The sequence below is a fragment of the Psychrobacillus sp. AK 1817 genome, assembly GCF_008807035.1.
In the GTDB taxonomy this organism is placed as follows: Bacteria; Bacillota; Bacilli; order Bacillales_A; family Planococcaceae; genus Psychrobacillus; species Psychrobacillus faecigallinarum.
The window spans coordinates 1892986-1919655 of record NZ_CP031739.1 but is presented as its reverse complement, the minus strand read 5'-3'; the positions used below and the strand labels follow the sequence as shown (position 1 = coordinate 1919655).

General features: G+C 35.9%; 24 protein-coding genes and 1 pseudogene. 18 read left to right on the top strand and 7 right to left on the bottom strand.

Features of this window, described 5'->3' with window-relative positions; translation table 11 throughout:
* Positions 1–413 precede the first annotated feature (413 nt).
* The 3 genes from D0S48_RS09605 (at position 414) to D0S48_RS09595 (ending at position 3664) form a co-directional block, all read left to right on the top strand.
* Complete coding sequence (locus D0S48_RS09605) at positions 414–1319, top strand: cation diffusion facilitator family transporter (protein ID WP_144539908.1); 906 nt, start codon at positions 414–416, stop codon at positions 1317–1319.
* Positions 1320–1625: 306 nt separating this feature from the next.
* Positions 1626–2891: a hemolysin family protein gene (locus D0S48_RS09600; RefSeq protein ID WP_225215978.1), complete on the top strand. Its 1266-nt coding sequence runs from the start codon at positions 1626–1628 to the stop codon at positions 2889–2891.
* Between the two features lie 224 nt (positions 2892–3115).
* Complete coding sequence (locus D0S48_RS09595) at positions 3116–3664, top strand: RNA polymerase sigma factor (protein WP_144540056.1); 549 nt, start codon at positions 3116–3118, stop codon at positions 3662–3664.
* Positions 3665–3962: 298 nt separating this feature from the next.
* On the opposite strand, the gene D0S48_RS09590 is transcribed toward D0S48_RS09595, so the two are convergent.
* From D0S48_RS09590 to D0S48_RS09580, 3 genes are all read right to left on the bottom strand, one after another.
* The gene (locus D0S48_RS09590; RefSeq protein WP_151111451.1) at positions 3963–5525 is read right to left on the bottom strand and encodes an ABC-F family ATP-binding cassette domain-containing protein; all 1563 of its coding nucleotides are present in this window, start codon (positions 5523–5525) and stop codon (positions 3963–3965) included.
* A 205-nt stretch (positions 5526–5730) separates the two neighbouring features.
* On the bottom strand, positions 5731–5913 hold the full coding sequence (locus tag D0S48_RS09585) for an SE1832 family protein (protein WP_144539904.1): 183 nt from the start codon (positions 5911–5913) through the stop codon (positions 5731–5733).
* 47 nt (positions 5914–5960) lie between these two features.
* On the bottom strand, positions 5961–6965 hold the full coding sequence (locus D0S48_RS09580) for a hypothetical protein (RefSeq protein ID WP_151111449.1): 1005 nt from the start codon (positions 6963–6965) through the stop codon (positions 5961–5963).
* 112 nt (positions 6966–7077) lie between these two features.
* Between D0S48_RS09580 and D0S48_RS09575 the strand changes: the two genes are divergently transcribed.
* From D0S48_RS09575 to D0S48_RS09555, 5 genes are all read left to right on the top strand, one after another.
* Positions 7078–7833 carry an NAD-dependent epimerase/dehydratase family protein gene (locus D0S48_RS09575; RefSeq protein WP_151111447.1) on the top strand — a complete coding sequence of 252 codons (756 nt, stop codon included), beginning with the start codon at positions 7078–7080 and terminating at the stop codon, positions 7831–7833.
* A gap of 229 nt (positions 7834–8062) precedes the next feature.
* Positions 8063–8629, top strand: a complete 567-nt coding sequence (locus tag D0S48_RS09570) for an NADPH-dependent FMN reductase (RefSeq protein ID WP_151111445.1) — start codon at positions 8063–8065, stop codon at positions 8627–8629.
* Positions 8630–9059: 430 nt separating this feature from the next.
* Positions 9060–9578 carry a sigma-70 family RNA polymerase sigma factor gene (locus D0S48_RS09565; protein WP_144539896.1) on the top strand — a complete coding sequence of 173 codons (519 nt, stop codon included), beginning with the start codon at positions 9060–9062 and terminating at the stop codon, positions 9576–9578.
* Positions 9571–10881, top strand: coding sequence for a DUF4179 domain-containing protein (locus tag D0S48_RS09560; protein ID WP_151111443.1), 1311 nt, complete (start codon positions 9571–9573; stop codon positions 10879–10881). Before D0S48_RS09565 ends, D0S48_RS09560 begins: the two co-directional genes overlap by 8 nt.
* Positions 10882–11028: 147 nt before the next feature.
* A complete protein-coding gene (locus tag D0S48_RS09555) occupies positions 11029–12327 on the top strand; it encodes an arsenic transporter (RefSeq protein WP_151111441.1) in 1299 nt (432 codons plus the stop codon).
* 384 nt (positions 12328–12711) lie between these two features.
* Here the strand turns inward: D0S48_RS09555 and D0S48_RS09550 are convergent, their stop codons facing one another.
* Entirely contained in the window at positions 12712–13302 is a 591-nt protein-coding gene (locus tag D0S48_RS09550) for a TetR/AcrR family transcriptional regulator (RefSeq protein WP_151111439.1), read from the bottom strand.
* 153 nt (positions 13303–13455) lie between these two features.
* Between D0S48_RS09550 and D0S48_RS09545 the strand changes: the two genes are divergently transcribed.
* From D0S48_RS09545 to D0S48_RS09505, 9 genes are all read left to right on the top strand, one after another.
* Entirely contained in the window at positions 13456–14214 is a 759-nt protein-coding gene (locus D0S48_RS09545) for an SDR family oxidoreductase (protein WP_144539888.1), read from the top strand.
* A 297-nt stretch (positions 14215–14511) separates the two neighbouring features.
* Positions 14512–15231 (top strand): PspA/IM30 family protein, encoded by a 720-nt coding sequence (locus tag D0S48_RS09540; RefSeq protein ID WP_151111437.1) that lies wholly within the window; start codon positions 14512–14514, stop codon positions 15229–15231.
* 72 nt (positions 15232–15303) lie between these two features.
* Positions 15304–16332: a TFIIB-type zinc ribbon-containing protein gene (locus tag D0S48_RS09535; RefSeq protein WP_151111435.1), complete on the top strand. Its 1029-nt coding sequence runs from the start codon at positions 15304–15306 to the stop codon at positions 16330–16332.
* Positions 16326–17105: a TPM domain-containing protein gene (locus D0S48_RS09530; RefSeq protein ID WP_151111433.1), complete on the top strand. Its 780-nt coding sequence runs from the start codon at positions 16326–16328 to the stop codon at positions 17103–17105. The genes D0S48_RS09535 and D0S48_RS09530 overlap by 7 nt, the downstream gene beginning before the upstream one ends.
* Before the next feature lie 37 nt (positions 17106–17142).
* Positions 17143–18144, top strand: a complete 1002-nt coding sequence (locus D0S48_RS09525; protein ID WP_144540054.1) for an SPFH domain-containing protein — start codon at positions 17143–17145, stop codon at positions 18142–18144.
* Positions 18145–18227: 83 nt separating this feature from the next.
* Complete coding sequence (locus D0S48_RS09520; RefSeq protein ID WP_144539880.1) at positions 18228–18668, top strand: NUDIX hydrolase; 441 nt, start codon at positions 18228–18230, stop codon at positions 18666–18668.
* 371 nt (positions 18669–19039) lie between these two features.
* The gene (locus tag D0S48_RS09515; RefSeq protein WP_144539878.1) at positions 19040–21229 is read left to right on the top strand and encodes a DNA topoisomerase III; all 2190 of its coding nucleotides are present in this window, start codon (positions 19040–19042) and stop codon (positions 21227–21229) included.
* Between the two features lie 175 nt (positions 21230–21404).
* On the top strand, positions 21405–22271 hold the full coding sequence (locus D0S48_RS09510) for an ABC transporter permease subunit (protein WP_225321726.1): 867 nt from the start codon (positions 21405–21407) through the stop codon (positions 22269–22271).
* 14 nt (positions 22272–22285) lie between these two features.
* Positions 22286–23296 carry a peptide ABC transporter permease gene (locus tag D0S48_RS09505; protein ID WP_191963904.1) on the top strand — a complete coding sequence of 337 codons (1011 nt, stop codon included), beginning with the start codon at positions 22286–22288 and terminating at the stop codon, positions 23294–23296.
* Between the two features lie 140 nt (positions 23297–23436).
* Here D0S48_RS09505 and D0S48_RS09500 read toward each other — a convergent pair whose 3' ends face one another.
* Positions 23437–24141, bottom strand: coding sequence for a DUF421 domain-containing protein (locus D0S48_RS09500; protein ID WP_144539874.1), 705 nt, complete (start codon positions 24139–24141; stop codon positions 23437–23439).
* 351 nt (positions 24142–24492) lie between these two features.
* On the opposite strand from D0S48_RS09500, the gene D0S48_RS09495 reads away from it, so the two are divergent.
* On the top strand, positions 24493–25323 hold the full coding sequence (locus D0S48_RS09495) for an STAS domain-containing protein (RefSeq protein WP_144539872.1): 831 nt from the start codon (positions 24493–24495) through the stop codon (positions 25321–25323).
* A gap of 362 nt (positions 25324–25685) precedes the next feature.
* Here D0S48_RS09495 and D0S48_RS20935 read toward each other — a convergent pair.
* Both D0S48_RS20935 and D0S48_RS09485 read right to left on the bottom strand, forming a co-directional pair.
* Positions 25686–25958, bottom strand: a pseudogene (locus D0S48_RS20935) (hypothetical protein).
* 164 nt (positions 25959–26122) lie between these two features.
* Positions 26123–26392: a translation initiation factor 2 gene (locus D0S48_RS09485; RefSeq protein ID WP_144539870.1), complete on the bottom strand. Its 270-nt coding sequence runs from the start codon at positions 26390–26392 to the stop codon at positions 26123–26125.
* Positions 26393–26670 lie beyond the last annotated feature (278 nt).

Genomic DNA, 26670 nt, shown 5'->3' with positions numbered 1-26670 from the left:
ATCATAAAAAAGAACAGTGAAAGTAACCATCTAAAATTGAACGCCACAAACCTAATCTATATCTAACAAGGGACAAGATGATTTAAAGTTTTACACACGAAAATTTATCGTGTTAATTTTAGCGACAGAAGTATTACATGGGGGTGGCTTATCCTTCACACGTTTTGTTATGTTTTTTCAGAAAGAATTTATGTGGAAGTCATTCTATGTATTACATGTTCACACTTTTCCTAATTAACTGGATTCGTTTATAAAGTTTCAAAAATGGAAATTCAAGGGTACTACACGTAAAACTATCTTTAAATACGAACAAATGCTATAATGAAAAAACTAACTATAGAGGTTACCCATTGTCGTTTAGGCAATGGGTAGCCTCTTTCGTGTTTTTAGGGAAGTTGCGGAGGGGAAACATTTTGGAGCTATACACAAACTTGCGCGCAGGTGAAAAAGGCGCATACTTATCTATAGTCACATATATTGTGTTAAGTGTATTTAAATTAACAGTTGGATATTTCGGAAATTCAGAGGCATTACGTGCGGATGGTCTTAATAATACTACAGATATTATTGCATCCGTGGCAGTACTGATCGGGCTACGTATTTCACAGCGGCCACCAGATGATGACCACCGTTATGGCCATTTTCGTGCAGAAACAGTATCCTCTTTAATAGCTTCGTTCATTATGATATATGTAGGGATCGAGGTACTGATCTCAGCTGTAGAAAATATGCTACATCCGACAAATGAAGATCCGGAAATAATAACAATCTTTGTGTCACTAATAAGTGCCGCAATTATGTTTGCTGTATATAAATACAACTACAAGCTAGCTGAAAAAGTAAAAAGTACTGCTGTAAAGGCTGCTGCTTACGACAATCGTTCGGATGCTTTTGTAAGTATTGGAACAGCAATTGGTATTGTAGCGGCAATTATTGGATTCCCTATAATTGATACAATTACAGCTTTTATCATTGGAGTTATTATAATCAAAACAGCAATAGATATTTTTAAAGAAGCTGTATATCTATTAACTGATGGATTTGATAGTAAATTCTTAGCCCAAGTCCGTGCAGAAGTGGAAAATATGGCGCAAGTTCGTGAAATTAATGAAATTCGCGGTCGTCAGCATGGAGGTATGATGTTAATTGATATTACTATTAGTGTCAATCCACATTTAAACGTTAGGCGCTCACATGATATCTCCGATAGAATTGAAAAACGGATAGAATCATTAAATAGTCAGGCGGTAACCTTTGTACATATTGAACCGTATGATCCAAAGGAAATCGTCATTTCTGAAGATGACTATCATTTTTAAATCAGGCTTTCTAAAAGGTGTATTTTTTCAGAAGAGTATTTACTTCGTTTACGCTGCTAGCCTATAGTCCGCTAAAGGAGTAGAAAATTTGTTTATTAATGAACTAAAACATCTTGAAGTCTAGTGGGGAAGAGTTTACAAATAGGAAATTTTTCATCCCTTTTTCTCATTTATTTTGTGGAAACATAGGCTTGGACTTTTTTATTCCATAGCTTTTGAATCGCGTTTGTTTTGTGACAACTAAAATGACAGTATGCTATAGTTATAAGAAGAGATTTGAACGTGAATAAATAGGAGGATATAAAATTGTACATAGAATTTGTACTTTTAGCTGTGTCTATCGTGGTTTCCTTTTTTCTTTCAGGAAGCGAAACAGCATTAATGACAGTAAATAGGACCAAGGTCCAGCTGAAAGCTGAGCAGGGGGAGGTAGCTGCAGTAAAATTACTTGCCCAGCTGATGAAGCCGGACCGGATGATTATTACTATCCTCATTGGTAATACAATAGCAAATACATCCATGACGTTACTAGCCATATTGATAGCGGATTATTATGATTTGCATATTGGTTGGTCTGTAGTAGTTGTAGCAGCATTTATTATATTATTTTGTGAGGTATTGCCTAAGACAATCGCTGCAACTTTTTCAGAAACGGTTGTCTACATGGTAGCTCCTTTTATAAGATTCTTAGTGGCAATACTTCGACCAGTGACCTTCTTGATTGCTGAGTTTACGAATATGCTAATCAGAATAGGGTCAAATGGTGCAGTAAAAGAGACAATGATTACAAAGGAAGAGCTGCTATCAATGGTGGATTTAGCATCAAATGATGGCACCTTTGAGGTAGAGGAGTCAGAGAGAATAAGAGGGATTCTAGATTTCCCAAATAAGGATGTCTCAGATGTTCTCTGTACTCATAGAACAGACGTAGTAGGTATCCCAATAGAGGCAACCTATGAGGAAGTAAGGGATACAATTTTAGAGCATTCGTACACACGCTATCCTATATATGAAGATAGCTTAGATACAATTGTTGGGATGTTTTATTCTAAAAAACTAATAGAGTGGTCGATTGAGCCATCTCTTATTCTAGAAGATATTATTGATAAAGAGCCATTGTTTGTAGTACAAACGCTAAGTGTGGAAAAAGTGTTTAAGCTTATGCTCAACCATAAAAAGCATATGGCTATTGTATTAGATGAATATGGCGGTACTCTTGGTATTGTGACTCATGAAGATTTAATAGAAGAAATGATTGGTCAAGAGATTGAGGATGAAACGGATGATGATGAAGAGATTCTTTTATTTGAATCATCCGAAAGCCAAATTGTATGCTCTGGACGCTTTGAAATTGAAGAGCTAAATGAAATGCTTAAGCTTGCTATTGAAACAGAGAATGATACAATAGGCGGGCTCGTTTTAGAGCAGCTTGGTCATGTGCCAGAAGAAAATGAAAAATTCCGTTTTGAAAACCTTTATATAGAAATAAATGAAATGGAGCGCAATAGAATCGTCCGGGTAACAATTACTAAGGACACAGAAGATGCTTCAAATGAAACACAAGAGGATTAATTTCTCTTGTGTTTTTTTGTACCCTAAGATTTTGCACGCCGCGGAACGCACCCGCCTAAAGCGAAAATCAATCATCTATAGTTCGTACTTATCTTGAAACTTTCTGGTACGTTTTTATGGTTTCTTACACGTTTGTAATTTTTCTGAAAGAGAATCCGATGGAGGGTAAGGTTATGGTTTGGCATTATATAGTTATAAAGAAAAGCCAACCGGAGGATATTAAAATGCAAATTACAATTGAAAATATATACGAAGAATATAACCGTTACATATATTATTTATGTTTGAAACTAACAAAAAATCCTGTAGAAGCAGAAGACTTAATGCAAGAGGTATGGATGAAAGTTGTAAGGTACGAGTCTTATATGAAGGAAGTAGATCATATTAAAGCATGGCTGACTACTATTTGTATGAATACATTCCGCGATCGCTATCGTAAGCAAGTGAGACGTAGTAAATACGTAGCCAACCAACCAGAGCAATTAGATATTTCCTTGCTTGACCTCATCGCATCAGACGTTTTATCTGTAGAGGAGCAGCTGGAAAAAGAAGATGTTTGCGAAATTGTTCGTACAAAAATTTCTGAGCTAGATGCCATTTACCAAAAAACTGTAATGTACTTCTACGTTCATCAATTTTCACTGAATGAAATTGCTGAGGTCATGAAGGTTTCTATTGGAACAGTAAAATCACGATTATTCAGAGCAAAACAGCGCTTAAAGGAAATGATTATGAATGATGAAATGGCAAAAGAATCGTTAGCTTTTGCTTAATCTAAGGAAGCACCTACAAATAAGAGACGTGAAATCGTGTCATAGGTTTCACGTTTTATATTTTTTTAGTTAGGCTTTTTGAATTTCATCGATTATTATCTTAAGCAAACGAGCTTGGGGAAACAATTCCAAGCTCGTTTTTCCTGTTAATTTCTTTTTCATATCGCAGTTAGAAAATCTTGACAGAGGAAATGGCAAATACATAAGATGAATTTAAAGAAAAAGTACCAAAGAACTCAAAAAATCTGATCGTGATACATCTCACGATCAGATTTTTTATATCTATTAGGTCAAAATCTTACTCTTCAATAATTTCTTTTCCTGTAGAGAACCACTCTTCTACATTCCAAACTTTTGTAACTAAGCCTTCATAAAACTCAGGCTCATGGCTGACAAGGACAATCGTGCCCTTAAATTCTTTCATCGCACGTTTTAATTCTTCTTTTGCATGGATATCTAAATGGTTGGTCGGTTCGTCAAAAATTAGCCAGTTACTTTCTTCCATCATCAGCTTACATAAACGGACCTTCGCTTGCTCACCACCACTTAAACTGGAAAGGGGACGAGTAATGTGCTCACTTTTCAGGCCAGTGCGTGCTAAGGCTGCTCGAACCTGGCTTTGCTCCATGCTTGGATACGTTTCCCACACAGACTCAATTGGTGTAATGTTACCAGCTTTTACTTCCTGTTCAAAGTAAGAAGGGAATAAGAAATCGCCGCGGATTACTTTACCACCAATAGGAGGGATTTTCCCAAGTATCGTTTTTAGCAAGGTAGATTTACCAATTCCGTTCATCCCGACAAGGGCAATTTTTTCTCCACGCTCAATCGTAAACGTTAAAGGTGGAAGAAGTGGCTTGTCGTAACCAATCTCTAAATGCTCCGCTTCAATTACATAACGCCCAGAGCTACGAGACTCCTTAAAGCCAAACTCTGGCTTTGCTGCTGTCTCCGGACGGTCAATGCGCTCAATACGATCCAATTGTTTTTGGCGAGATTTAGCTCGTCCTGTTGTTGAGTATCGTGCTTTGTTTTTTGCTATGAATTCCTCTTGTTTTTTTATGAAATCCTGTTGTTTTTCATAAGCATCAAGATGCTGTCTTTTATTTAGCTCCGCAAGCTCTAAAAATTTCTCATAGGAAGCAGTGTAGCGTGTAAGCTTCGAAAATTCTAAATGGAAAATGACATCTACAATTCCATTCATGAATTCTGTATCATGGGAGATCAATAGAAATGCATGTGGATAGTTTTTTAGATAGTTGGATAACCAGTTGACATGCTCTTCATCTAAATAGTTGGTAGGCTCATCTAGTAAAAGAACCTTTGGCTTTTCCAATAAAAGCTTTGCAAGTAAAACCTTTGTACGCTGACCCCCGGATAGTGCCTCAACTGGGCGATCTAATCCAATTGCATCTAAACCAAGTCCTCTAGCTACCTCTTCTATCTTCATATCTAATGAATAGAAGTCACCAGCATCTAATGCGTCTTGAATTTCTGCCATTTGTTCAAGCAATACTTCTAATTCCTCAGGCGTGGCATCGCCCATTTTTCCAATAATCTCATTCAGCTCTTCCTCTTTTTTATAAAGAGGTAAGAAGGCATCACGAAGTGTATCGAACATAGAACGACCTGGCTGTAAACGTGTATGCTGATCCAAGTATCCATAATGAGTACCAGGCAGCCATTCTACTCTACCTTCGTCATATATAATTTCTCCAGTTAAAATGCTCATCAATGTTGATTTTCCAACACCGTTTGCCCCTACAAGTCCTACATGCTCACCTTCAACTAAGCGAAAAGAAACCTCTTTAAATAGTGTGCGATCTCCGAATGTATGTCCTAAATTTACTACGTTTAACATATGATTTTTTCCTCCAAAAAGAAAGCTCGCAAACGAATAAAACAATAATCTTTTCTGTATCTCTGCTCAAAAATGCATCGCAAAGATATTTTTTTCTGTATATGCTCTACAGAAGTTACAGACAGGAATAGTTATGAAATCAACCCATCGAGGGACGGATTTTACATATTCTATTTCTCCCGTCTGCAAACAGAAAAAATACGTTTTACAGTTCAGCGAGCTGTTTGTTTAGTTCTGCAAGGTCTTCTTCCATTTTGGCTAGTCTACGTTCAGCATTTTCTACTTGAGTAGGATGTCCGTTAGATTCAAGCTTTTCCATGTCGCCTTGTAATCGAATATAGTCCATTTTCAACTCAGCAATTTGTGCTTGTAGCTGTTGTTTTGTCATGAATGTTCACCTTCAGCTTTTTGCTTCATTGTAGCATAAATATTAACTTAATGCGCAATTTCTTCTTCCTCTTTTTTTGAGACTATAACTTGATCTATAAGTCCAACAACTTCTTCTAAATGGTTGCTAAAATCAAGCTGCTTTTGTTTGTACTTATAAGCATTTTTACGATTTTCATGAAGAATGATCTCCATAACAGCATTTTGCAGATAGGATTGTTTAATTTTTCTTCCTAGACCGAGGTTAGCGAAGCCATGTTTTTCTGTAGGGAACCCATAGTTAACCTCTTCTTCATGTGCGCATAGGATTATACAAGGAACATTAAATTGTGAAACCAAATAAGGGACATAGGATCCAGAGCTTATAACGATGTCGCTTAAGGGAATATAAATTTCTGGTTCATTGGTTTTTATAATGCCAATGGATTTTCGCGTAAGCGCGAAACGCTTTAGCTCAGTCACATCGTGCTTGTATTGGTCATTCACAAGAACGCTAATGCGTAATGGAATATGAAGCTGAACAAGATGTCTTAGTGTACGGTACGTTAAATTTTCAGGGTCTTCATGTGGAAAAGCTACCACTATATGCGGGGGAAGGTCCGGCATGTTATTATTTTTATAAACAATCTTGTGTACTGGTATATAGCCGATTGGCCCATAAACGTAGTTTTCCTTTGAAATCTCTTTAGGAGTTTCATAGAGTGCTTGAAAGACGATGTCTGCAAGCATACCACCATCTCCATGATCATCAAAATGGATAAGGGAACGGTTATCCCTTTTTAATCTTTTAATAAGATCCTTCTCGGAATTGCCGCTATCATGAATAATGCAATCCGGTTGGAAGGAATCCATTTCTGCCACTAATTGAGCATTCGTTTTATACAAACAGGGCTTAATCTGCTGTTTTTCTAAGTAGTTAATCAGGCTTGTATTAGAAGCAGGCACAAAAACTTTATTTTCCTTCGCCTTCATTGCAGAAATCAGACTGTTTGCACGATCGGCAGGATATAACCCTCGATGAGGCAATGTGTTTAATAGGTAAGCTAGTTTCAAGTTTCATCATCTTCCTTTCCGACATATTCTTTCTATTGTATGGAAAAGGACAGGGGTATATGACAATACATTCAGGAAAGGTGCAGTCTTGCATTAAGAAGGGGGTATAAAAATGGCAAAGCGAACGGCTATAGTTGTGGGAGCGACCGGGTTTACGGGTCAGTTTTTAGTAAAGCAATTATGTGAGAGTGAAGAATATGCAGCAGTGTCTATTATTACAAGGAGAAAGCCGGAATACGATCATCTAAAGCTAGACGTAAAAATAAAGGATTTTAATCGACTAGAGGAAGAGGATTTAGAAATCGCGGATGATTTATTTTGCTGCTTAGGAACAACGATAAAAAAAGCAAAAACAAAAGAAAATTTTCAAAAAGTAGATTTAGAGTATCCTCTTCAAATTGCTTCCTTAGCGAAAAAAAGAGGGATACCTAATTTTTATGTCATCTCTGCAGTTGGTTCAAACAAAAAATCTCCTTTTTTCTACAGTCAGGTGAAGGGACGATTAGAGGAAGAGCTAATAGAGCTCAATATGCCGAGTCTCTCTATTTTTAAACCATCCTTGATAATTGGTGGGAGAGAGGAATTTAGACTGGGTGAACGTGTTTCCGAAGGGTTATTTAAAGCACTAAATCCAGTGTTTGTTGGTCCCTTAAAAAAAATGAGAGCGATTCATGGGAGACAGCTAGCTTATGCGATGTATCACTATGCGCTTTATGGAAAGAAAAGCAAAGTAAATATATATCAAAATATAGATATTATAAATGCTAGACCAATAGAGACAACAGAAGATCAGCCTATATCTAGAGAAGAGCTATTTAACTGGGAGAAAAGAGAGGGTCTCTTTGTAGAAAAGGAAAAACAGGAGTAGGGGATATAGAGGTAAATATGTAATTGTCGTTCATGTAAAAAGTGCATATACTGCATTAATCTATGTTTATCCCGCTTTTAGACGGGTTAATACTGGGAATTGCCCAGAAGAAAAAAGGAAACAAGCTTTCTCAGTCAAAAGGATGAACTTCATCAAACAGGAACTTTTCTACTAAAATGGGGCTATTTTTTTGATATAATAAAGAGCGAAAAAAGGAGGTTCTGTTAAGGTGAAAATTCTATTGGTAGACGGAACAATTATCGGGACGAAAACAGGTGTGTTATTAGAACAAGTGAAAGACTATATAGAAGAAATAAATAAAGACTACACTTTGGAAATCATTAAGCTTTCTAACTATGAGCATCAATTTGTAGACGGTCGACCATTTCAGCAATATAACGATGATATGAAGCTATTGGTCAGCAAATTCGATCAGGCAGACGGGTTTATTTTTGCTACGCCTATCTTTCAAGGGTCTATTCCAGGCGTATTAAAAAATACTTTCGACTTCTTGCATCCAAAATCGATGCGTTACAAGCCGGTTTCCATTGTTGCTAATGGTGGGACCTTTCAACATCATCTAGTAGTAGAAAACCAACTAAAGCCAATACTTGACTACTTTAAATGCTTAGTTACTCCAAACTACGTTTACACTCAAACAAACCACTTTGATGAAAATAATAAAATTATTGATAAAGATGTCCATGTTCGTTTGAAAGAGCTTGCTCGCGTGTTTGTTTTATATGCTGACATGAGTCAAAACCTGACAAAAGAGGCAACGATTCGTATTAATTAATATGGCTCTCCGTATCATCCATGTGAACTTTATGACTGGGCTCAAATTGTTGACCTTGGGTTAAACAAATGAATAAAAAATTATTGTAGCTTAATCAAAGCCCCCAGCTGGGCTAACTATTGAAAAAAATTCATTTTATGACCGGATAGCAGTGATTTATAACCGGATAAAAATATTTATGACCGGATAGCTCTAATTTACGACCGGATAGAAAAATTTATGACCGTTGGGTGAAATAAGCTCATAATTTCTTCTTAGGCGAAAGCGCGAACTCAGACTATAAACAAACTCAAAGAAATTTGAAGTTTGTTTATAGTCTTTTTGTGTACTTGCAGTATCGAGTTTCTATTAGTAAAAATTTTATTTTCAATGAACTTTTTCTTTGTTCGGGTGTCTAATGTATATCAGTAAGCCAAAAAGGGGTGTCCATGTGGAAGAGTTAGAAATTGCAAAGAAAGCAATACAAAGAGATGAGCAGGCTTTTTTGCAATTAATGCAGGTACATAAAGCTGCTCTCTATCGAACGGCATATGCTTTTCTGAAAAATGAGCACGAGGCGATAGAAGCAATGCAGGAAGTAACATTTAGAGCCTATCAAAAAATTCATACAGTAAATGAACCAAAATATATAAAAACTTGGCTAGTCAGAATCATGATCAATTACTGTCAAACTCAGTTAAAGAAAAATAGGCGCTTTATATCAGGGGAGGTACTTCAAGAACTGAGATATGACGAAAACAGCTCTTATTTAGAAATAGATGAAGCAATTTCATCCCTGTCGGAGAAGGAACAGCAACTCATTCATATGAAATACTATCAAGACTCTAAAATTAAGGAAATAGCAAAAATAGAGAATATTCCTGAAGGAACGGTAAAGTCTCGGCTCAATAAAGCTCTAAAGTCATTGAGAAATTTTTTATCGGAGAAAGGAGGTGCCGATCATGTTTGAGAGAGAGGAAGAAATGATAAACGAATCAAAGAAACGTTTAGAAGAAGTCTCGATTCCTGATGAATTGGTAAACAGTGCGATTCAAGAAGGCCTACAAAAAGCAAAGGCAAAAAGGCGTAAACGCAGAAAAACAATTTGGACTCTTGGAGTGGCAGTTGTGCTCATACTGGCTTTTACGACTTCCATACGTGTTTCTCCTGCTTTTGCAAGTGCAGTTGCATCCATACCGGGTTTGGAACGATTTGTGCATATACTTCAGCCGGAGTTCGATAAAGGCTTGGAAGCAATTATCGAAAATGAATACTATGAGCCAATTGCAATCAGTCAAACGAGGAATAATATTACCTTTACATTAGATGGAGTAATTATAGATGAGACTGGAGCAGAAATTTTCTATACACTCGAAGCACCAAGGTCTATAAAAAATATAGACTATGGAGATATAAAATTTTTGAATGGAGATAGAGAATTGGTGGGCTCCATAGCGTATAATTCTCCCAATCAGGAAGATGATAATCGAAAAACAGACAAGTTTAGTTTTACCTTTGTTGATATAGAAAAATTTAAAACGAAGGATTTTACTATTAAGTTTGAAGTCGAAGAGGGAAGAGAAGATTTAACGTCCTTCGAAATCCCATTTACGATTAAAAATGACCTAATGAACGGTAAAGTATTCGAGGTAAACGAAGAAGTAGTAATAGATGGTCAAAAAGTTTTTGTAGAAGAAGTGAAAATTTATCCACTTCGTGTAGCACTTACCATGCGCTTTGATGCGGGAAATGATATGGTGCTTCTCCAATTTGAAGATATCCGACTAGAGGATGAAAACGGAGAGATTTGGAGCTCTATTAGAAATGGTTCTTCTGGCTTTGGGGGATTAGGAGATTTAGAGAAAACCTTCTTTTTACAAAGTAATTATTTTAAAGAGCCAAAGGAGCTATACTTAAAGTTTGATAAAGTGCAGGCACTACCGAAGAAGGAAAGCTACCTTTTAGTCGATTTTAGTAAAAAGGAAATTTTAGAACAACCCTCCTTTGAAAAAATAAAAGTTACGAAAATTCTTTCAGAAGGTTTGGAACTGGAATATAAACCTATTAAGGAAAATCATACTTATTCCTTATTTTCTCGAGGAGAGAATGCGAATGGAGAGTACGTAGATATGCCATATCAGTCAAGCTGGCAGGATGAGGAATACCAATATGCCAGTATACAACTTGAAGGAAATATTATGAATGCAGTGAAGCTACCTTTTGATGCTTATCCAAATTATTTAAAGGGGTCAGCATCCATTCAGATAAAGTAGACAAAAGGCGAGAGTGCTGTTAAATCAGTATTCTCGTTTTTAGCATGGATACATACTTTAACAAAACTCCACAGCTTCTATTTACTAAATTCAAACAACCCTTTATAGTAGTATTATTTGAGTATTGGTAGTAGTGGAGGGCTTTTTGTGGTTTCAACTGTATTGGCAATTATAATTTTTATCATCACGCTCGCGCTTGTTATTTTACAGCCTAGAAATTTGTCGATTGGCTGGTCTGCCTGTGGAGGAGCATTAGCAGCCCTTTTAGTAGGAGTGGTCGATTTTCAGGACGTACTTGATGTAACCAGCATCGTCTGGAATGCAACTCTGGCCTTCATAGGGATTATTATTATTTCCTTAATCTTAGATGAGGTTGGTTTTTTTGAATGGTCTGCACTCCATGTAGCAAGAGCTGCAAAGGGAAATGGAGTACGCATGTTTATCTTTGTAACTGTATTAGGTGCTGTGGTCTCAGCATTATTTGCAAATGACGGAGCAGCCCTAATTTTAACACCAATCGTGTTGGCTATGGTACGTAACTTAAACTTCAATGAAAAAATGGTATTCCCATTTATCATGGCAAGTGGATTTATCGCAGATACTACCTCGCTTCCATTTATCATAAGCAATCTAGTAAACATTGTTTCCGCTGATTTTTTCGGTATTGGGTTTGTAGAATATGCTTCCCGAATGATCGTGCCCAACCTGTTTTCATTGGTAGCTAGTGTAGTCGTGCTTTATTTATTCTTCCGAAAAAGTATTCCAAGGAATTATGATACCGCTGACTTAAAGGAGCCGATGGATGCAGTTAGAGATTTGAGAATGTTCAAGCTCTCTTGGTATGTCTTAGCTATTTTGTTGATAGGTTATCTCTCTAGTGAGTTTATTGGGGTACCAGTTTCCTTTGTAGTAGGAATTATAGCGATATTCTTTTTGCTGATGGCTAGAAGAAGTCCTTCTATTGAAACAGGTAGAATTGTGAGGGGAGCACCATGGAACATCGTATTCTTTTCGATTGGAATGTATGTAGTTGTCTATGGACTACAGAATGTTGGCATGACTTCTATCTTGGCAGATGTAATCCAATCCGCTTCAGACAATGGTCTGTTTGTCGGAACTATTTCCATGGGCTTTATCGCAGCTATTCTTTCCTCGGTGATGAATAATCTTCCAACGGTCATGATTGATGCATTAGCCATTGCGGAAACTTCCACAACTGGGATTATGCGTGAGGCACTCATTTATGCGAACGTTATAGGATCGGATTTAGGACCGAAAATCACTCCAATCGGTTCACTTGCAACATTGATTTGGCTGCATGTCCTGTCTCGTAAAGGAGTAAAGGTTTCCTGGAGTACATACTTTAAAGTAGGAATAGTCCTTACTGTACCAACACTTTTTATAACATTAGTGGGCCTATATATTTGGCTACTGGTCATTTTATAAAAAAACGTCTGAGTTCGTTGCTCAGACGTTTTTATGTATGTACTTATGTTTAAAATGTTAAGAAATATTCCAAGATTAGTCGTTGCAGCATAATTAGCACCCGAAATTGACTAAAAAAGTTTACTCTATTGAACAAACTTCACTTTATGACCGGATAGCGGAGGTTTATGACCGTATAAAAAAATTTATGACCGGATAGAGCAGATTTATAACCGGATAGAAAATTTTCTGACCGGATAGCACAGATTTCTGACCGCTAAGCAAAAAAGTACATTTAGTTGGAGATAATTTAATTAAAATAATTATAATGCTCACAGGAATCAAATAAGAATCTTTTTATATTGAATAGAAGAAAAAAAGCCGGATAAAATATAGGAGTATTTATTATTCCACATCGCCTTGTTGATCAGGAAACCATTTGAGTAGGTTGGAGAAGTTATAGAGATACTCATTTAGCTCATCTGGAGATGTAGAAAATTGATTGCTATGCCATTCCACTAAAATACCCATAATTGCGTTAGTTTGATAGCTAACAAAATACTCCATTTGTTCTTCAGGAAGATAGTCAATGGAATTCATGGTAAGTTCCTTCATCATCTTGCGTATAGCGTGAAAAAGCTTGTAATAGTATCTTATAGGATTGGTCTCATCAAAAATGATGTGATAAAACCCTTCGTATCTTTTCACGTGATGAAAAATAATAATCATGTCTGATTTCAAATTTTGGATATTAAAATTGGTTTGATGATAGGGTTCTTCATAAGATTTCCTCAAATCATCGATAATTTCCTCGAAATAGCTTTCAAAAACTCCATGAACATTTTGATAGTGAAGGTAGAAGGTGCCTCTGTTTATTTTGGCGAGACGACAAAGCTCCGTAATATTAATGGACTCTAACGGTTTGTTTTTCAAAAGCTCTAGTAATGCGTTTCGCAGGCTTTCCTGTGTTTTTAAAATACGTAAATCAGTTTTCATTATTTTCCTCCAAATGTTAATAAACAATTTCTTTAAATTTGTTCTATAATATACAGTTTTGGATTTTGTGTTGTTTGTATGAAGCTATTATATAAAGTATAATTTTAAATGAACAGGTGTTCAATAGAGTATCCTAAAAAGGAGGCAATTATAATGAAATTACAAGACAAAGTAGCTATAGTTACTGGAGCAGCATCAGGTATGGGTAAAGCAATCGCTGAAGGCTATGCAGCAGAGGGCGCAAAAGTTGTCGTATCAGATATGAATTTAGATGGCGCGAAAGCGGTTGCAGAAGCAATCACTGCAAATGGTGGAACTGCATTTGCAATTGACACAAATGTAACAAAAGATGACGATCTTACTCGCTTATTTGATGAAACAGTTAAAACTTACGGTAAGTTAGATATTTTAGTAAATAACGCTGGAATCATGGACGGTATGGAGCCGGTAAATGAAATTTCAGACGCACGCTGGGATATGGTATTTGCAGTAAATACTACTGCAACTATGAAAACAATGCGTTTAGCAACTGACCTTTTCTTAAAACAAGGCAGCGGTGTAATCGTAAACAATATTTCTGCTGGTGGTCTGTATGGAGGGCGTGCAGGAGCTGCATATACAGCTTCTAAGCATGCAGTTGTAGGTTTAACAAAAAACACAGCGTTCATGTTTGCTGATAAAGGAATTCGTTGTAACGGAATCGCACCAGGTGCAGTAGTTACGAACATTTCATCTACTATGACGAACATAAGTCAATATGGAGTTGGAAAACAACAACTAGGTATGGGGTTAAATCCTCGTGCTGGTCAGCCAGAGGAAATTGCAAAACTTGCTATTTTCTTAGGATCAGAAGACGCAAGCTTTATCAATGGTGTAGTCGTAGCAGCTGATGGCGGTTGGACTACTTATTAATAGCTACTAAAAATGTAAACCACTGAAGTTACTTTAACTTTGGTGGTTTTTTGGTGCCTTACAACTTGCGGTTACTTTTTTCTAGAAAAGGGAATGGAAAAAATAGAGTGAAACTTTTGATGGCATCTTCTCGTATAAAAGATGTAACTCAAAGTAGCGTTAAAAACTCTTTATGTATGCTAAGTGACTATTCATTTTGATATTTACAGCCTGCATACAATAAACGGAATTTCCTTGCATAGGCAAGAGTTATATCCAACAGTTAAAATATAAAACTAGAATAAGGGAGAGTGTGTAATGGAAATTTTAAGAAGATTCCGCGATATTATGTCAAGCAATATTAATGCGTTATTAGATAAGGCAGAGGATCCAGAAAAAATGATCGACCAATACTTGCGCGACCTAAATAGAGATCTTGGGAAGGTAAAGTCCGAAACGGCTACAATTATGGCTGCTGAAAAACGGGCGACACGTGAGCTAGAGGAGTGCCAAACGGACATTGTAAGCATGCAAAAGTATGCAGTTAAAGCATTAGAGGCTGGTAATGAAGAGGATGCAAGAAAATTTCTGAACAAAAAGGCTGAATATACAGCGAAGGAAACAGACTTAAAAACGGCAAAAGAGTTAGCTTCCGCTAATACAGTACAAATGAGACAAATGCACGACAAGCTTGTCGCTGATATCGGAGAACTGGAATCTAGAAGATCTATCCTTAAGGGAAAAGCGTCTGTTGCTAAGACACAGAAGAAGGTCAATGAATTTACCTCTTCTATGGGAGGAGCGAGTCGCTCAATGTCTGCCTTCGATAAGATGGAGGCTAAAATTAACCAGGAGCTGGATGAAGCAAATGCAATGGCCGAGCTAAATAAAGGTACAGGAGAAGATATAGAAGATCTTGCCTCTAAGTATGATACAGACAAGGATGTAGAAAATGAACTTTCTGCATTGAAAGCTCAATTAAACGTTGATGACGAGCTGGCAGCTTTAAAGGAACAGCTACAAACAAAAAAAGAATAGAAAAAATATACAAGGCTGTAGCAATTGCTACAGCCTGATTTAAAAATACAAAAAAAGTAGAGGAAGGGAATAATGGTTATCCAATATAAATGTCCTAACTGTGGATCAGATATGGAGTTTGATAGTACCTCGGGTATGCTATCCTGTAACAGCTGTGGGAGAAAGGACAATATAGAGAGTTTCTCAGATGAGTTCATCACAACCACTTTTGAAGAGGATGAGGCTAAGCAATACAATTGTAATAACTGTGGTGCAGTCATAATTACTGATGCGGATACGACAGCGACTAACTGCAGCTTTTGTGGTGCAGCTGTGGTTTTGGGGGATAGATTGTCCGGTGACTTAGCTCCTGCTAAAGTTATTCCTTTCACCATAAACAAAGAGCAAGCGATGGAAGCCTTTCGGAAGTGGTGCAAAAACGGCCGTTTGACTCCCTCGGGGTTTATGACTGCCGATAGGGTAAAAGGAATTACTGGTATTTACGTACCCTTCTGGCTGTATGACTTGGATAGCAAGGCAAAGGTTGACGCTGTTGGCACACAGGTTAGAACCTATACAAGAGGGGATTATATCTATACGGAAACAAAGTTCTATGATGTCTACCGAGATATTGATTTAAGCTATGTAAAGGTGCCAGTTGATGCCTCAGAAAAGCTAGATGATGAGTTAATGGATAAACTTGAGCCATATGATTATAACAGCCTGAAGGATTTCAAAACACCTTATCTAGCTGGTTATATTGCCGAGAAATACAATTTTACAGATCAGGAATTGCTCACACGAGTAAAAACGAAGGTGCAGCCATACATAGACAGTTATATTAGCTCGACAATTGCTGGTTACTCCTCCGTTCAATACAAAAATAAACAAATTGATACAAACAAGAAGAAGGCGCATTACGTACTTTTACCAGTTTGGATGGTTTATTATGACTTTGGCAATAAGGAGCACATCTTTGCAATGAATGGACAGACAGGGAAAGTTGTAGGAAAGCCACCACTTAGCATGGGTAAGGTTGCTGGATGGTTTAGTGGTATTGCTGCAGCATCCTTTATCATTTTGAAGGGTATTTCCTTCGCAATTGGTGGTGTCCTATGGTGAAAAAACATTCGATTTTACTCCTTACGCTATTCCTATTATTATTATTTCCCTTAGGACTAACACAAGCAGCCGATACAAAGCAACGGGTTTTTGATGATGCAGGTATTTTATCTGCAAGTGAAGTAGAAGCATTAGAGATACTGTCTTCAGAATATAGCGAGAAAAACGAAACAGACTTTGTTATCCTTACAACAAATGGGGCAGAGGATAAAGGTTTAGAAACTTATATGGGTGATTTTGCAGATAGTACAGGAATTGGTTATGGAAAGCATAATGGAAGTGCAGCCTTAGTCGGTATAGATATGATTAATAGAGACGTTACGTTAAGGGGCTTCGATAAGGCAGAGGAATATCTTGATAACGAAAGAATGGACCTACTTAGAGATAAAATAACTCCTGCTTTATCTGCTGGAAACTACTATGAAGCATTTCGTGATTTTATTATTACCTCGGATAAATACATGGAATATAGACCTGGTGTAAATCCTGAAAGTATCCTTTTCAAATGGTGGTTCCAGGTTGGTGCATCTCTAGCACTTGGAGGTATAATTGTTGGTATTATGGCATTTAACTCTGGTGGTAGGGTAACAGTGAATAGTCAGACCTATTTCGAAGCGAACAATTCAAGAGTAACTAGTAAACGTGATGTCTTCGTCAATCAAACGGTTTCCAAAATAAAGAAGCCAACTAACAACAATAGTGGTGGAGGAAGCAGTGGTGGCGGAGTAACAAGCGGTGGTAGATCATTTAGCGGAAGTAGCGGAAAATTCTAAGGCTTTCAATTTACTTAATCATGAAGGGAATGAGATAATGTCTTTTTTTAGAAATCAATTTTCAGATGTAGTGGAATGGCGAGAATTTAGAGAAGATATGATTTTCTGGAAATGGAACAATGAAGAAATTAAGAAAGGAAGCAAGCTAATCATCCGACCTGGCCAGGATGCTGTGTTTTTTAATGGTGGACGCATCGAAGGGATTTTTGAGGATGATGGCGAGTATGATATTGAGTCTCAAATCGTACCTTTTCTTTCAACGCTAAAAGGATTTAGATTCGGTTTTAACAGCGGGATGCGTGTTGAGGTGCTTTTCGTTAATACGAAGGAATTTACCGTAAAGTGGGGAACTCAGAACCCTATTAATATCCCAACACCTCAGCTACCTGGAGGAATGCCAATTCGTGCGAATGGTACATTTAATTTTAAAGTTAATGACTATGTGGGACTAATCGATAAGGTTGCAGGCGTGCGCACAAGCTATCTTGTAGATGACGTAAAGATTCGTATTACTTCTGTTTTGGATCAGCTATTGATGAAATGGATAAGCCACGAAGGTAAGGATATGTTCAACCTACAGGCAAATGCCTCAGATATAGCTGGGGGTATTAAGGATGATCTAGATATGCAAATCATGGATATGGGTATGAAAATCACTGGGTTCAATATTATGAGCTTCAATTATCCAAAGGAAATCCAAGATATGATCACAAAGAATGCATCCCATGGGATGATCGGAGATCTCTCCAAATACCAACAGGTTTCTGTTACGGATGCGATGGCTTCAGGAAAGCTTTCTGGATCAGGAGCAGCCTCGGATATGGCGGGAATGATGATGGGCATGAATATGGCAAATGAAATGATGAAAAACATGAACCAGAGTAATCCAAATCAAAGTCAAAGCCAGGCTTCTTCCCAAACTAACCAACCAAGCAGTAGTAATGCCGGCGGTGGTCAAATGCCGAACTTCTGTCCGAACTGTGGACAAAAAACAACTGGTGCAAACTTCTGCCCAAATTGTGGACAGAAGCTAGTATAAGTAAAAATTTAAACAAAGGATAATCAACCTGTATAGGCTGATTATCCTTTCATTTTGATGGAGTAAGGAAAGGGGAGAAAAGTGTGGAAAATGTAAAGGTTGTTTATATACTTCTTTTTGATGAAAGTGGTAAGCAGGTTTTAATGGTTAAAAACAAAGGGGATCATGGCTCTTACTATACACTTCCAGGAGGAAGAGTAGAAAAAGGAGAAACTCTACAGGAAGCAGCGATTCGAGAAACTAAAGAAGAGACAGGCATAGATATCGAGATAGAGGGAATTATCTTTGTAAATGAAGCCTTTATTGAAAATGTAAAACAGCATTCTATTTTTATCACCTTTAAAGGGAAACGTATAGGTGGAGATTTGGTTCTTTCGCGTCCAGATGAAATAGAGGAGATTGTGTGGATGGATGTAGCTTCAGCTGAAAAGTTTATACATATCCCTGCGAAACTAGAAGGATTATTTAGCCAACAGATTTTGGTTCCATATTTTAATAGAGGCGAAGTAGCTCATAAATACTAGTGTATCTGCAAAAGAAAGGAATAGTAGGGAATAATTTAGGTTTCTTAATATAGAGTTAACTTCAAAATAAGACTATAAGATAGGAAGATATATTACTTGGCTAATTGGATAGAGGTGGCGTCTCCAGCGTGATGAGTGAGAGAGATAAGACATCACAAATGACGCTCAAGCGACGGGGTTGATCGTTCTCACCGCACGGAAAGTGACCGCGGAGAGTGGAAACAATTATACATTTTTTTAATAATTATTTGTCTAGCTTCAGCATGAGCTTCTCTTATTAAGAACAGTTAGGCAACATCTTGGCGTGCTAACTGAATCTAACGGAAACCTATGATATATTAATCATAGGGATTTACGAAAGGATGTTATGAATGGCAAAACGCTTAGTATTAGCAGAAAAACCATCTGTTGCAAGAGATATTGCACGGGTACTTAAATGTGATAAAAAAGGAAATGGATATATAGAGGGCAAAGATTATGTAGTTACTTGGGCACTAGGACACCTAGTAACATTAGCAGATCCAGAAAGCTATGATGTTAAATATAAAACGTGGAATTTAGAAGATTTACCGATGTTACCAGAAAACCTTAAACTGACTGTGATAAAACAATCAGGTAAACAATATAATGCTGTTAAATCGCAGCTAACACGTGGCGATATCAATGAAATTATTATAGCTACTGACGCAGGTCGAGAAGGCGAATTAGTTGCTCGCTGGATTATTGCAAAAGCGAAAGTAAATAAGCCGATTAAACGCCTATGGATTTCTTCTGTAACTGATAAAGCGATTAAAGATGGCTTTGCAAACTTAAAGCCTGGCAAAGCGTATGAAAACCTCTATTCATCTGCTGTAGCTCGTTCTGAGGCAGATTGGTATATTGGCCTTAATGCCAGCCGTGCGCTATCTACAAAATTCAATGCACAGCTAAATTGTGGACGAGTTCAGACTCCAGTAGTGGCTATTATTGCAAAGCGTGAAGATGAAATAAAACATTTCAAGGCTCAGACTTACTATGGAATTGAAGCGCAAACAGTAGACAATTTAAAGCTTACTTGGCAAGATTCTAAAGGAAATGGTCGTAGCTTTGAAAAAGAAAAAATTGATGATATCGTGAAAAAGATTGGTAAAGGAAACGCTATAGTAACGGAAGTTGAGAAAAAGCATAAGAAATCGTTTGCTCCTGGTCTATATGATTTAACCGAGTTACAACGTGATGCAAATAAAATTTTTGGTTACTCTGCAAAAGAAACATTGAATATCATGCAAAAGCTGTATGAGCAACACAAAGTATTAACTTATCCTCGTACAGATTCACGCTTCATCTCATCTGATATTGTTAGCACCCTTCCGGAACGTTTAAAAGCTTGCGCCGTAGGAGAATATAGACCGTTAGCCAACAAAATCTTGAACAAGTCGATAAAAGCTTCTAAATCATTTGTAGATGACAGCAAGGTTTCAGATCACCATGCTATTATACCAACGGAAGGTTATGTAAATTTCTCTGCCTTTAATGATAAAGAACGCAAAATTTATGATTTAGTTGTTAAACGTTTCCTATCTGTTCTATTCCCAGCATTTGAGTACGAACAATTAACGCTGCGTGCGAAAATCGGTGATGAGAACTTTGTTGCTAGAGGAAAAACAATTCTAACAAGTGGTTGGAAAGAGATCTATCAAAATCACTTTGAAGATGAGTCAACGGATGATTTAAAAGAACAGATTTTACCAAGAATCGAAAAGGGTGATTCGTTAAACGTCAAGTTGATCGCTCAAACGTCTGGCCAAACAAAGCCACCTGCACGCTTTAATGAAGCAACTTTATTAACAGCAATGGAAAACCCTACGAAGTATATGGAAATGCAGAATAAACAGCTCGCAGACACGTTAAAGTCCACAGGCGGATTAGGTACGGTTGCAACACGTGCCGACATCATCGATAAGCTATTTAATTCATTTTTAATTGAGAAGCGTGGTAAAGATATTCACATTACTTCCAAAGGTCGACAATTACTTGATTTAGTGCCTGAAGAATTAAAATCCCCTACACTAACAGGGGAATGGGAACAAAAGCTAGAGGCTATAGCTAACGGCAAACTAAAAAAAGAAATATTCATTGCTGAAATGAAGAAATATACGAAAGAAATCGTTTCTGATATAAAAAGCAGTAATAAGAAATATAAACACGATAACATATCCACTAAATCTTGCCCAGACTGTGGAAAACCGATGCTTGAAGTTAACGGCAAAAAAGGTAAAATGCTTGTCTGCCAAGATCGTGAATGTGGTCACCGTAAGAATGTGGCACGTGTGACGAACGCTCGCTGCCCGCAATGTAAGAAAAAGTTAGAGCTTCGTGGTGAAGGGGAAGGACAAATTTTCGTATGTAAATGTGGCTATCGTGAGAAATTATCTGCATTTGAGGCCCGCCGTAAAAAAGAAGGTGGCGGTAAAGTTGATAAAAAATCGGTACAGCAGTATTTGAAAAAGCAAAATAAAGAAGAAGAACCGATTAATAATGCTTTTGCGGATTTATTAAAAGGTATAAAATTTGATAAATAATTATAGAAGATGGGTTGTGTCATATTTTGACCAACCCATCTTTTATAATTATTAAATAAAGTTCTACAATTTCTATGGAATATATAGTATGAAATTACTTTAAATTCAAAATTTAATACAAATAAAATGCCATATAGTGTACATTGTATTTAACAAGGAGGAAGGGGGGGACTATTTGAAACATATATTAGAATCTATTTTGCGCTTTTTTTGCGTTGTCTTCGGTTTGATTCTTCTAAGTGCATTTGTAGGATTGTTTACAAAGGGTATTCAGTTAAACATTGGTATGTATTTGGATAACATCATTCAAATCATTCAAGGATTGACTAGTCCCCAAAATATAGTGTTTATTGGACCAACCGGTTTTGAGTACTCCATTTTTATTGATTTTTGGGATAACTATTTCTATTCTATGATTTTATTTCTTACGGCATTATTAATATCTATAGTCATTGGGATTTTTATAACTTATTTGACTATACTATTACCCCAAAAAAGTAATCAATTTATCGTTAAAATAGTTTCACTATTAGAATCATTGCCGGACTTACTCATTATTATAATTATTCAGTTAGCAGTGCTGTTTTATTATAAACGGACAGGTACTTTACTTTTTTCAACTGCTGGAACTTCTCAAAATAAAACGTACTTTTTACCAATGATTTCTTTGTCATTAATCCCTGCTGTTATGGTTTTTAAAGTCATTCTTTATTTGGCAAATGAAGAGTTGGAGAAAACTTATATACTTTTAGCTAAAAGTAAAGGATTTAACAGTTCCGAATTATTCTTTTCGCATGTTCTAAGAAATATTGCTCCTAACATTATTATTCATAGCAAATCCATTATTTTAATACTGTTATCTTCTATGGTAGTTTTTGAAAAATTATTTAATATAAATGGGATATTTTCATTTATTATTGCATATCCCAACCCTGACATAATTGCCTTTACGCTAATTATGATTTATATACCAATTTTCATTTTATATACACTTGTCACGAAAATTATCTATAAGCAAACTGGTCAAAGATTGGAATGGTGATATAAGTGAATATAATGAAAAGAGTTTTTAAAAATAAGCAGTTCCTTTTGGGTTTTAGTATAATTAGTGGATTATTATCAATAAGTATATTGTATTTTCTTATTTATCAAGATCGAATACCTACGGTAGGATTGTTGCTTGATAGTAGCGGGAAACCTATACGAGCACCTTATAGTGGTAAAGCATATCCACCTTTAGGGACTGATAATTTCGGAAGAAACATTGTAGTTGTAATGATCGTTGGGGCCAAATACACTATATTCGCAGGAATAGTTATTTCAATTATTAGAGTCGTTCCCTCCATATTCTTTGGGTTTATCATTCATTTTTATCTTCAAAAGATTAAGACTCCAATTAAATATCTTGCAGATACTATTAATTATTTTCCAATTACTTTGTTCGCATTTTTGATTTTAAATTGGGTTAGTTTTCAAGGGATATTGATGATGGAGGCAACCAACTCTTATTGGGATCTAGTAATGCTCTATATTTTAGTTGTATCCATTGTTTTTATTCCAACCAATTCCATGCTAATAGCTAATGAAGTGCAATTAATAAACAAAATGGAATTTATTGAATGCTCTCGAACGTTAGGAGCAAGATCTTGGCGCATTATTACAAATCACATTAAACCGTTTTTAATGCCACACTTATATATAATCTTTATCAGGGAGTTTATACAATCGCTCATTCTCATGGCTCACTTAGGTGTTTTAAGTATATTTATTGGAGGAATAGCCTTCAAAGATGATTTGTTTGGATATTCTAAGCCAATTTCTCCAACTAGTGAATGGGCAGGTACGTTAGGGATGTGGTGGAGTTTTCTTTGGACATCTTACCCGTGGATTTCTTTAGTACCTATTGTTTTGTTAACAATATTAATCTTAGCGGCTAAATCTATATTAAATGGTTTGCAGACTGTTCTTTCATCAGAAGAACAGATTGTTAGTGTGGCTGATTACAAATCGGTTAAACAATTTGATAGCCTAGAACCATTTCAGTTGGTCAAGGAAAAGTCTACTTGATTGTTTTCAAGTGGGTAAAAAAGCTTTGAAACGTTGTACTTCAACGTTTCAAAGCTTTTTAATAACCAAATTCTAAAAGAGTGTTCCCTCTTCACTCATTCCTGTATTTCGCTAAACTGATGGCCTTTAGTTAAAATTCTCTATTTATATAAAAAAACTTGAAGGGTATCCTTCTGGTCGATTGTGGCTAATAAGACATTGCTTATGTCCACGTTATATGCTGTCTCGACTTTATTTATTAGCCACTCCTTACTATGATTTGTTTTGTTTAATTCATCGTAATTAATTTTCCCTTCTTTAATAAGGACAGAAGGAAGAGGGACGGCTTCAGGAACTATATTCATATCTGCTCGAGTAGGAGTTTGGTGTTGAGGGTATAAAAAACTAGAAATAGAACCGTCTGGCTCCCATAAAGCACAAGAGACTTTTTGTACATCTTCTATCTTTTCTTTTCTTAATTCTGATAGAAGAAACTCAAGAGAGATTCTTGCCTTACGTAAATTTGCGTCAACAATCTTTCCGTTTTTTATTAGTGGAATGGGAGGGTGGTCTATAAAATGTCGAAACAGAGTCCACTTTAGGCTTAATGAGACACCGAGTGTATATAAAATAACTAAAGCAGACATGGTAATCATGGACCCCTTCATTCCTAAACCTTCATCAGACAAGGGGTGAGCGATAATATTACCGATAGATATTGCCATAGCAAAGTCGAGCAATCTTAACTGTGAAATAGAACGTTGGCCCATAACTTTTGTCGCAAAGAGTAAAAAGAAGAAAGCAACAACCGCTCTTAGAATCCATTGAATTGCTGTAAGTGATTCTTGGGAATGAAAGAAGTCCACATTTGATACATCCTTTATCGCTTTATGTTTGTTCTTATTGTCTCCTTTATAATTATGATTATGTGTTTGTTCTAAACAAGAAGAAAAAGTAGCCAAGTGGTAAAATATTCGATAGAGGAAAAGGAATAGCTTACTTCATATAATGCTTTATTAAATATGGAAAGATAGTAAAGTTTCGATTGAGAGTATGTCCTATTTATTTGATAGTTAGAAGCTTAGTTGTACAATCGCTATATCATATTGGATAAAAATTATAATATTGGAAATAAAAAAAATCTATGTTACTATCAAAATATTGGTACAAAAAATTGTTTTACAAGATTGAATCATTAACGGAAGTAGGAAAATTAAATGGTCAGTAATGAAAAATTTTATAATTTTCTTAAAAGTAAAACATGGGATCTAACAGAAAAATGGTACGAGAATCTTAACAAAGATCTAAATGGAATTTATAGTACTAATAATCAAGAGGAAATACAATTGCTTAAAGAGCAGAACCATCTATTCCATGAGAAATTTGTAGATTTGTTTAACAATTCTAGTGAAGAAGGTCTAAAAAGTTTTGATGACTTTATCGAAGTAATAGTCAATGACAATGGTCATCAACGTACCCCCCTTACGGAAATAATAGGGGAATTTTTTCATCAACAATATCTTTATTTAGAATTATTAGAGGAATTTGTATCAAAATATGAGAACGAACTAAGTGACAAACAGATAATTGAATTTAGTACCGCTATTTTGTCTACAATCAATGATATTATTCTTAAGTTTACTAAAGAGTTTATAGAGCAATCTCAAATAAGATTGAAATCCCAACAAGAGATGATTATTGAATTAAGTGCACCAGTTATTAAATTAACGGCTGACTCCGCATTGCTACCACTAATTGGGGAAGTAGATACAAATAGGGCTAAAGTAATTTTAGAACAATCACTTCAACAATGTGCGGATATGAAAATCAAACACTTATATATTGATTTGTTAGGCGTTCCGGTTGTGGATACTATGGTTGCACAACAATTATTTCAAATGATCAGTGCACTAAAGTTAATTGGAGTGAGTACCTCACTTTCAGGGGTTCGCCCTAGTATTGCACAAACAACCATACAATTAGGAATTGATTTTAAAGGTGTAGAGACACATTCTAGCATTGAACAGGCTATGAGGAAACATAGATAATTTAAGTCAAAGAACGTTCCTATTAGGAGCGTTTTTTATTTTATATAAAATGGAAGAGGAAATAATATTAGAAGGAGGAACTAATTTATAGAGTCAATTGTAACTGATAAAAAGGGAGTTTAAATAGAAGACATGAGCATTCCTAAAGTTCGAAGCGAATGTAAAAGTGGAGTGGATTAAGGAATTATCAACAACTTTACCACAGTTGTGGATAATTAAGTGAAAATTAAAATAAATGATATGATTTTAGTGCACTAGAAATATATAGCTCATAGAAAATTTAAAAGTATCTTATATGAATGATTGTTGTTTGGTATATATGGTATGGGTGTATAAAATGTTCAATATTTCAGTTTGATATATTACTTTTTCCTATATGCCCTTAACGATACTTTTAAAGCTGAATAATTCCCTATAGCTGCATAACCATAAAACCAACCCATAAAAAGGCCCGCAACAATATGATGACGATGGCTGATAAAGACAGAAATAATAAGGCCTTAGATCAAGGCTATGAAAGGGACATTTTTGGCTTGTACGCGAAAAAGAATTTTGATTATTTGAGTGATAATTATGATTACAGGTATAGCTATTACAGCATCCCAAAAATTTGTATGTATTAAAGGAAAATTCATATCACACCTCAATTTATTTCAGTTAGGTATAGATTTACCTAAAAAAAAGTGATTCATACTCTTTATAGTATAAAAAAGGTAAAAATATAAATGCCATACAATTGGATAAAGGCTAAACGGAGGCTTATGTATAAAACAGAAAGTAAAAAGTAAGAGACAATTTTTTATCTCTTACTACGCTCAATTTTATCTAACTTTCTTGTTAATTCATTAATTTGTTTTTGCATTTGTTCTATTTGAGCCGATTGATTTGACTGCTCACAGGATTTTTGATTATTTGTATTTTCTAATCCTTTAAGTGCAATACCTGCTGCTAAAGCTGCTATTCCATCTCCTATTGTAGTAAGTGTAGCTCCGAAAAGTGCTAATTTAGCTACTAGAAGATCCGTTGATTCTGAACTTGAATCATTTTGTAAATCATTCTTATTATTCATTAACATGCTTCCTTGTCTATATTATTAGCAATTATGCTTTATCACATGTTATTCAAGCCATTCAAACAAGCAAGGGCGTTTTTATTTAGACCCTAAGAAAAAAGGTCCTAAATAGCATATTAAATATGTTCCCGCTAGTGGTCTACAACAGCATTTAAATTGCCTCTCTATATTCAATGTAGAGAAGGTGTGCCTCTGTAAAGAAAGTAATATCGTTGTTGTTCTCCACAAAATAACCAACACTCTTATGTTGGCATATTCTAGACAAAAGACAGCCA

Bases quoted from the DNA above. Each gene is read 5' to 3' on its own strand.
- D0S48_RS09595 (WP_144540056.1), top strand. From the start codon at position 3,116: ATGCAAATTACAATTGAAAATATATACGAAGAATATAACCGTTACATA.
- D0S48_RS09590 (WP_151111451.1), bottom strand. From the start codon at position 5,525: ATGTTAAACGTAGTAAATTTAGGACATACATTCGGAGATCGCACACTA.
- D0S48_RS09585 (WP_144539904.1), bottom strand. From the start codon at position 5,913: ATGACAAAACAACAGCTACAAGCACAAATTGCTGAGTTGAAAATGGAC.
- D0S48_RS09575 (WP_151111447.1), top strand. From the start codon at position 7,078: ATGGCAAAGCGAACGGCTATAGTTGTGGGAGCGACCGGGTTTACGGGT.
- D0S48_RS09560 (WP_151111443.1), top strand. From the start codon at position 9,571: ATGTTTGAGAGAGAGGAAGAAATGATAAACGAATCAAAGAAACGTTTA.
- D0S48_RS09550 (WP_151111439.1), bottom strand. From the start codon at position 13,302: ATGAAAACTGATTTACGTATTTTAAAAACACAGGAAAGCCTGCGAAAC.
- D0S48_RS09545 (WP_144539888.1), top strand. From the start codon at position 13,456: ATGAAATTACAAGACAAAGTAGCTATAGTTACTGGAGCAGCATCAGGT.
- D0S48_RS09540 (WP_151111437.1), top strand. From the start codon at position 14,512: ATGGAAATTTTAAGAAGATTCCGCGATATTATGTCAAGCAATATTAAT.
- D0S48_RS09535 (WP_151111435.1), top strand. From the start codon at position 15,304: ATGGTTATCCAATATAAATGTCCTAACTGTGGATCAGATATGGAGTTT.
- D0S48_RS09530 (WP_151111433.1), top strand. From the start codon at position 16,326: ATGGTGAAAAAACATTCGATTTTACTCCTTACGCTATTCCTATTATTA.
- D0S48_RS09525 (WP_144540054.1), top strand. From the start codon at position 17,143: ATGTCTTTTTTTAGAAATCAATTTTCAGATGTAGTGGAATGGCGAGAA.
- D0S48_RS09515 (WP_144539878.1), top strand. From the start codon at position 19,040: ATGGCAAAACGCTTAGTATTAGCAGAAAAACCATCTGTTGCAAGAGAT.
- D0S48_RS09505 (WP_191963904.1), top strand. From the start codon at position 22,286: ATGAAAAGAGTTTTTAAAAATAAGCAGTTCCTTTTGGGTTTTAGTATA.
- D0S48_RS09495 (WP_144539872.1), top strand. From the start codon at position 24,493: ATGGTCAGTAATGAAAAATTTTATAATTTTCTTAAAAGTAAAACATGG.
- D0S48_RS09485 (WP_144539870.1), bottom strand. From the start codon at position 26,392: ATGAATAATAAGAATGATTTACAAAATGATTCAAGTTCAGAATCAACG.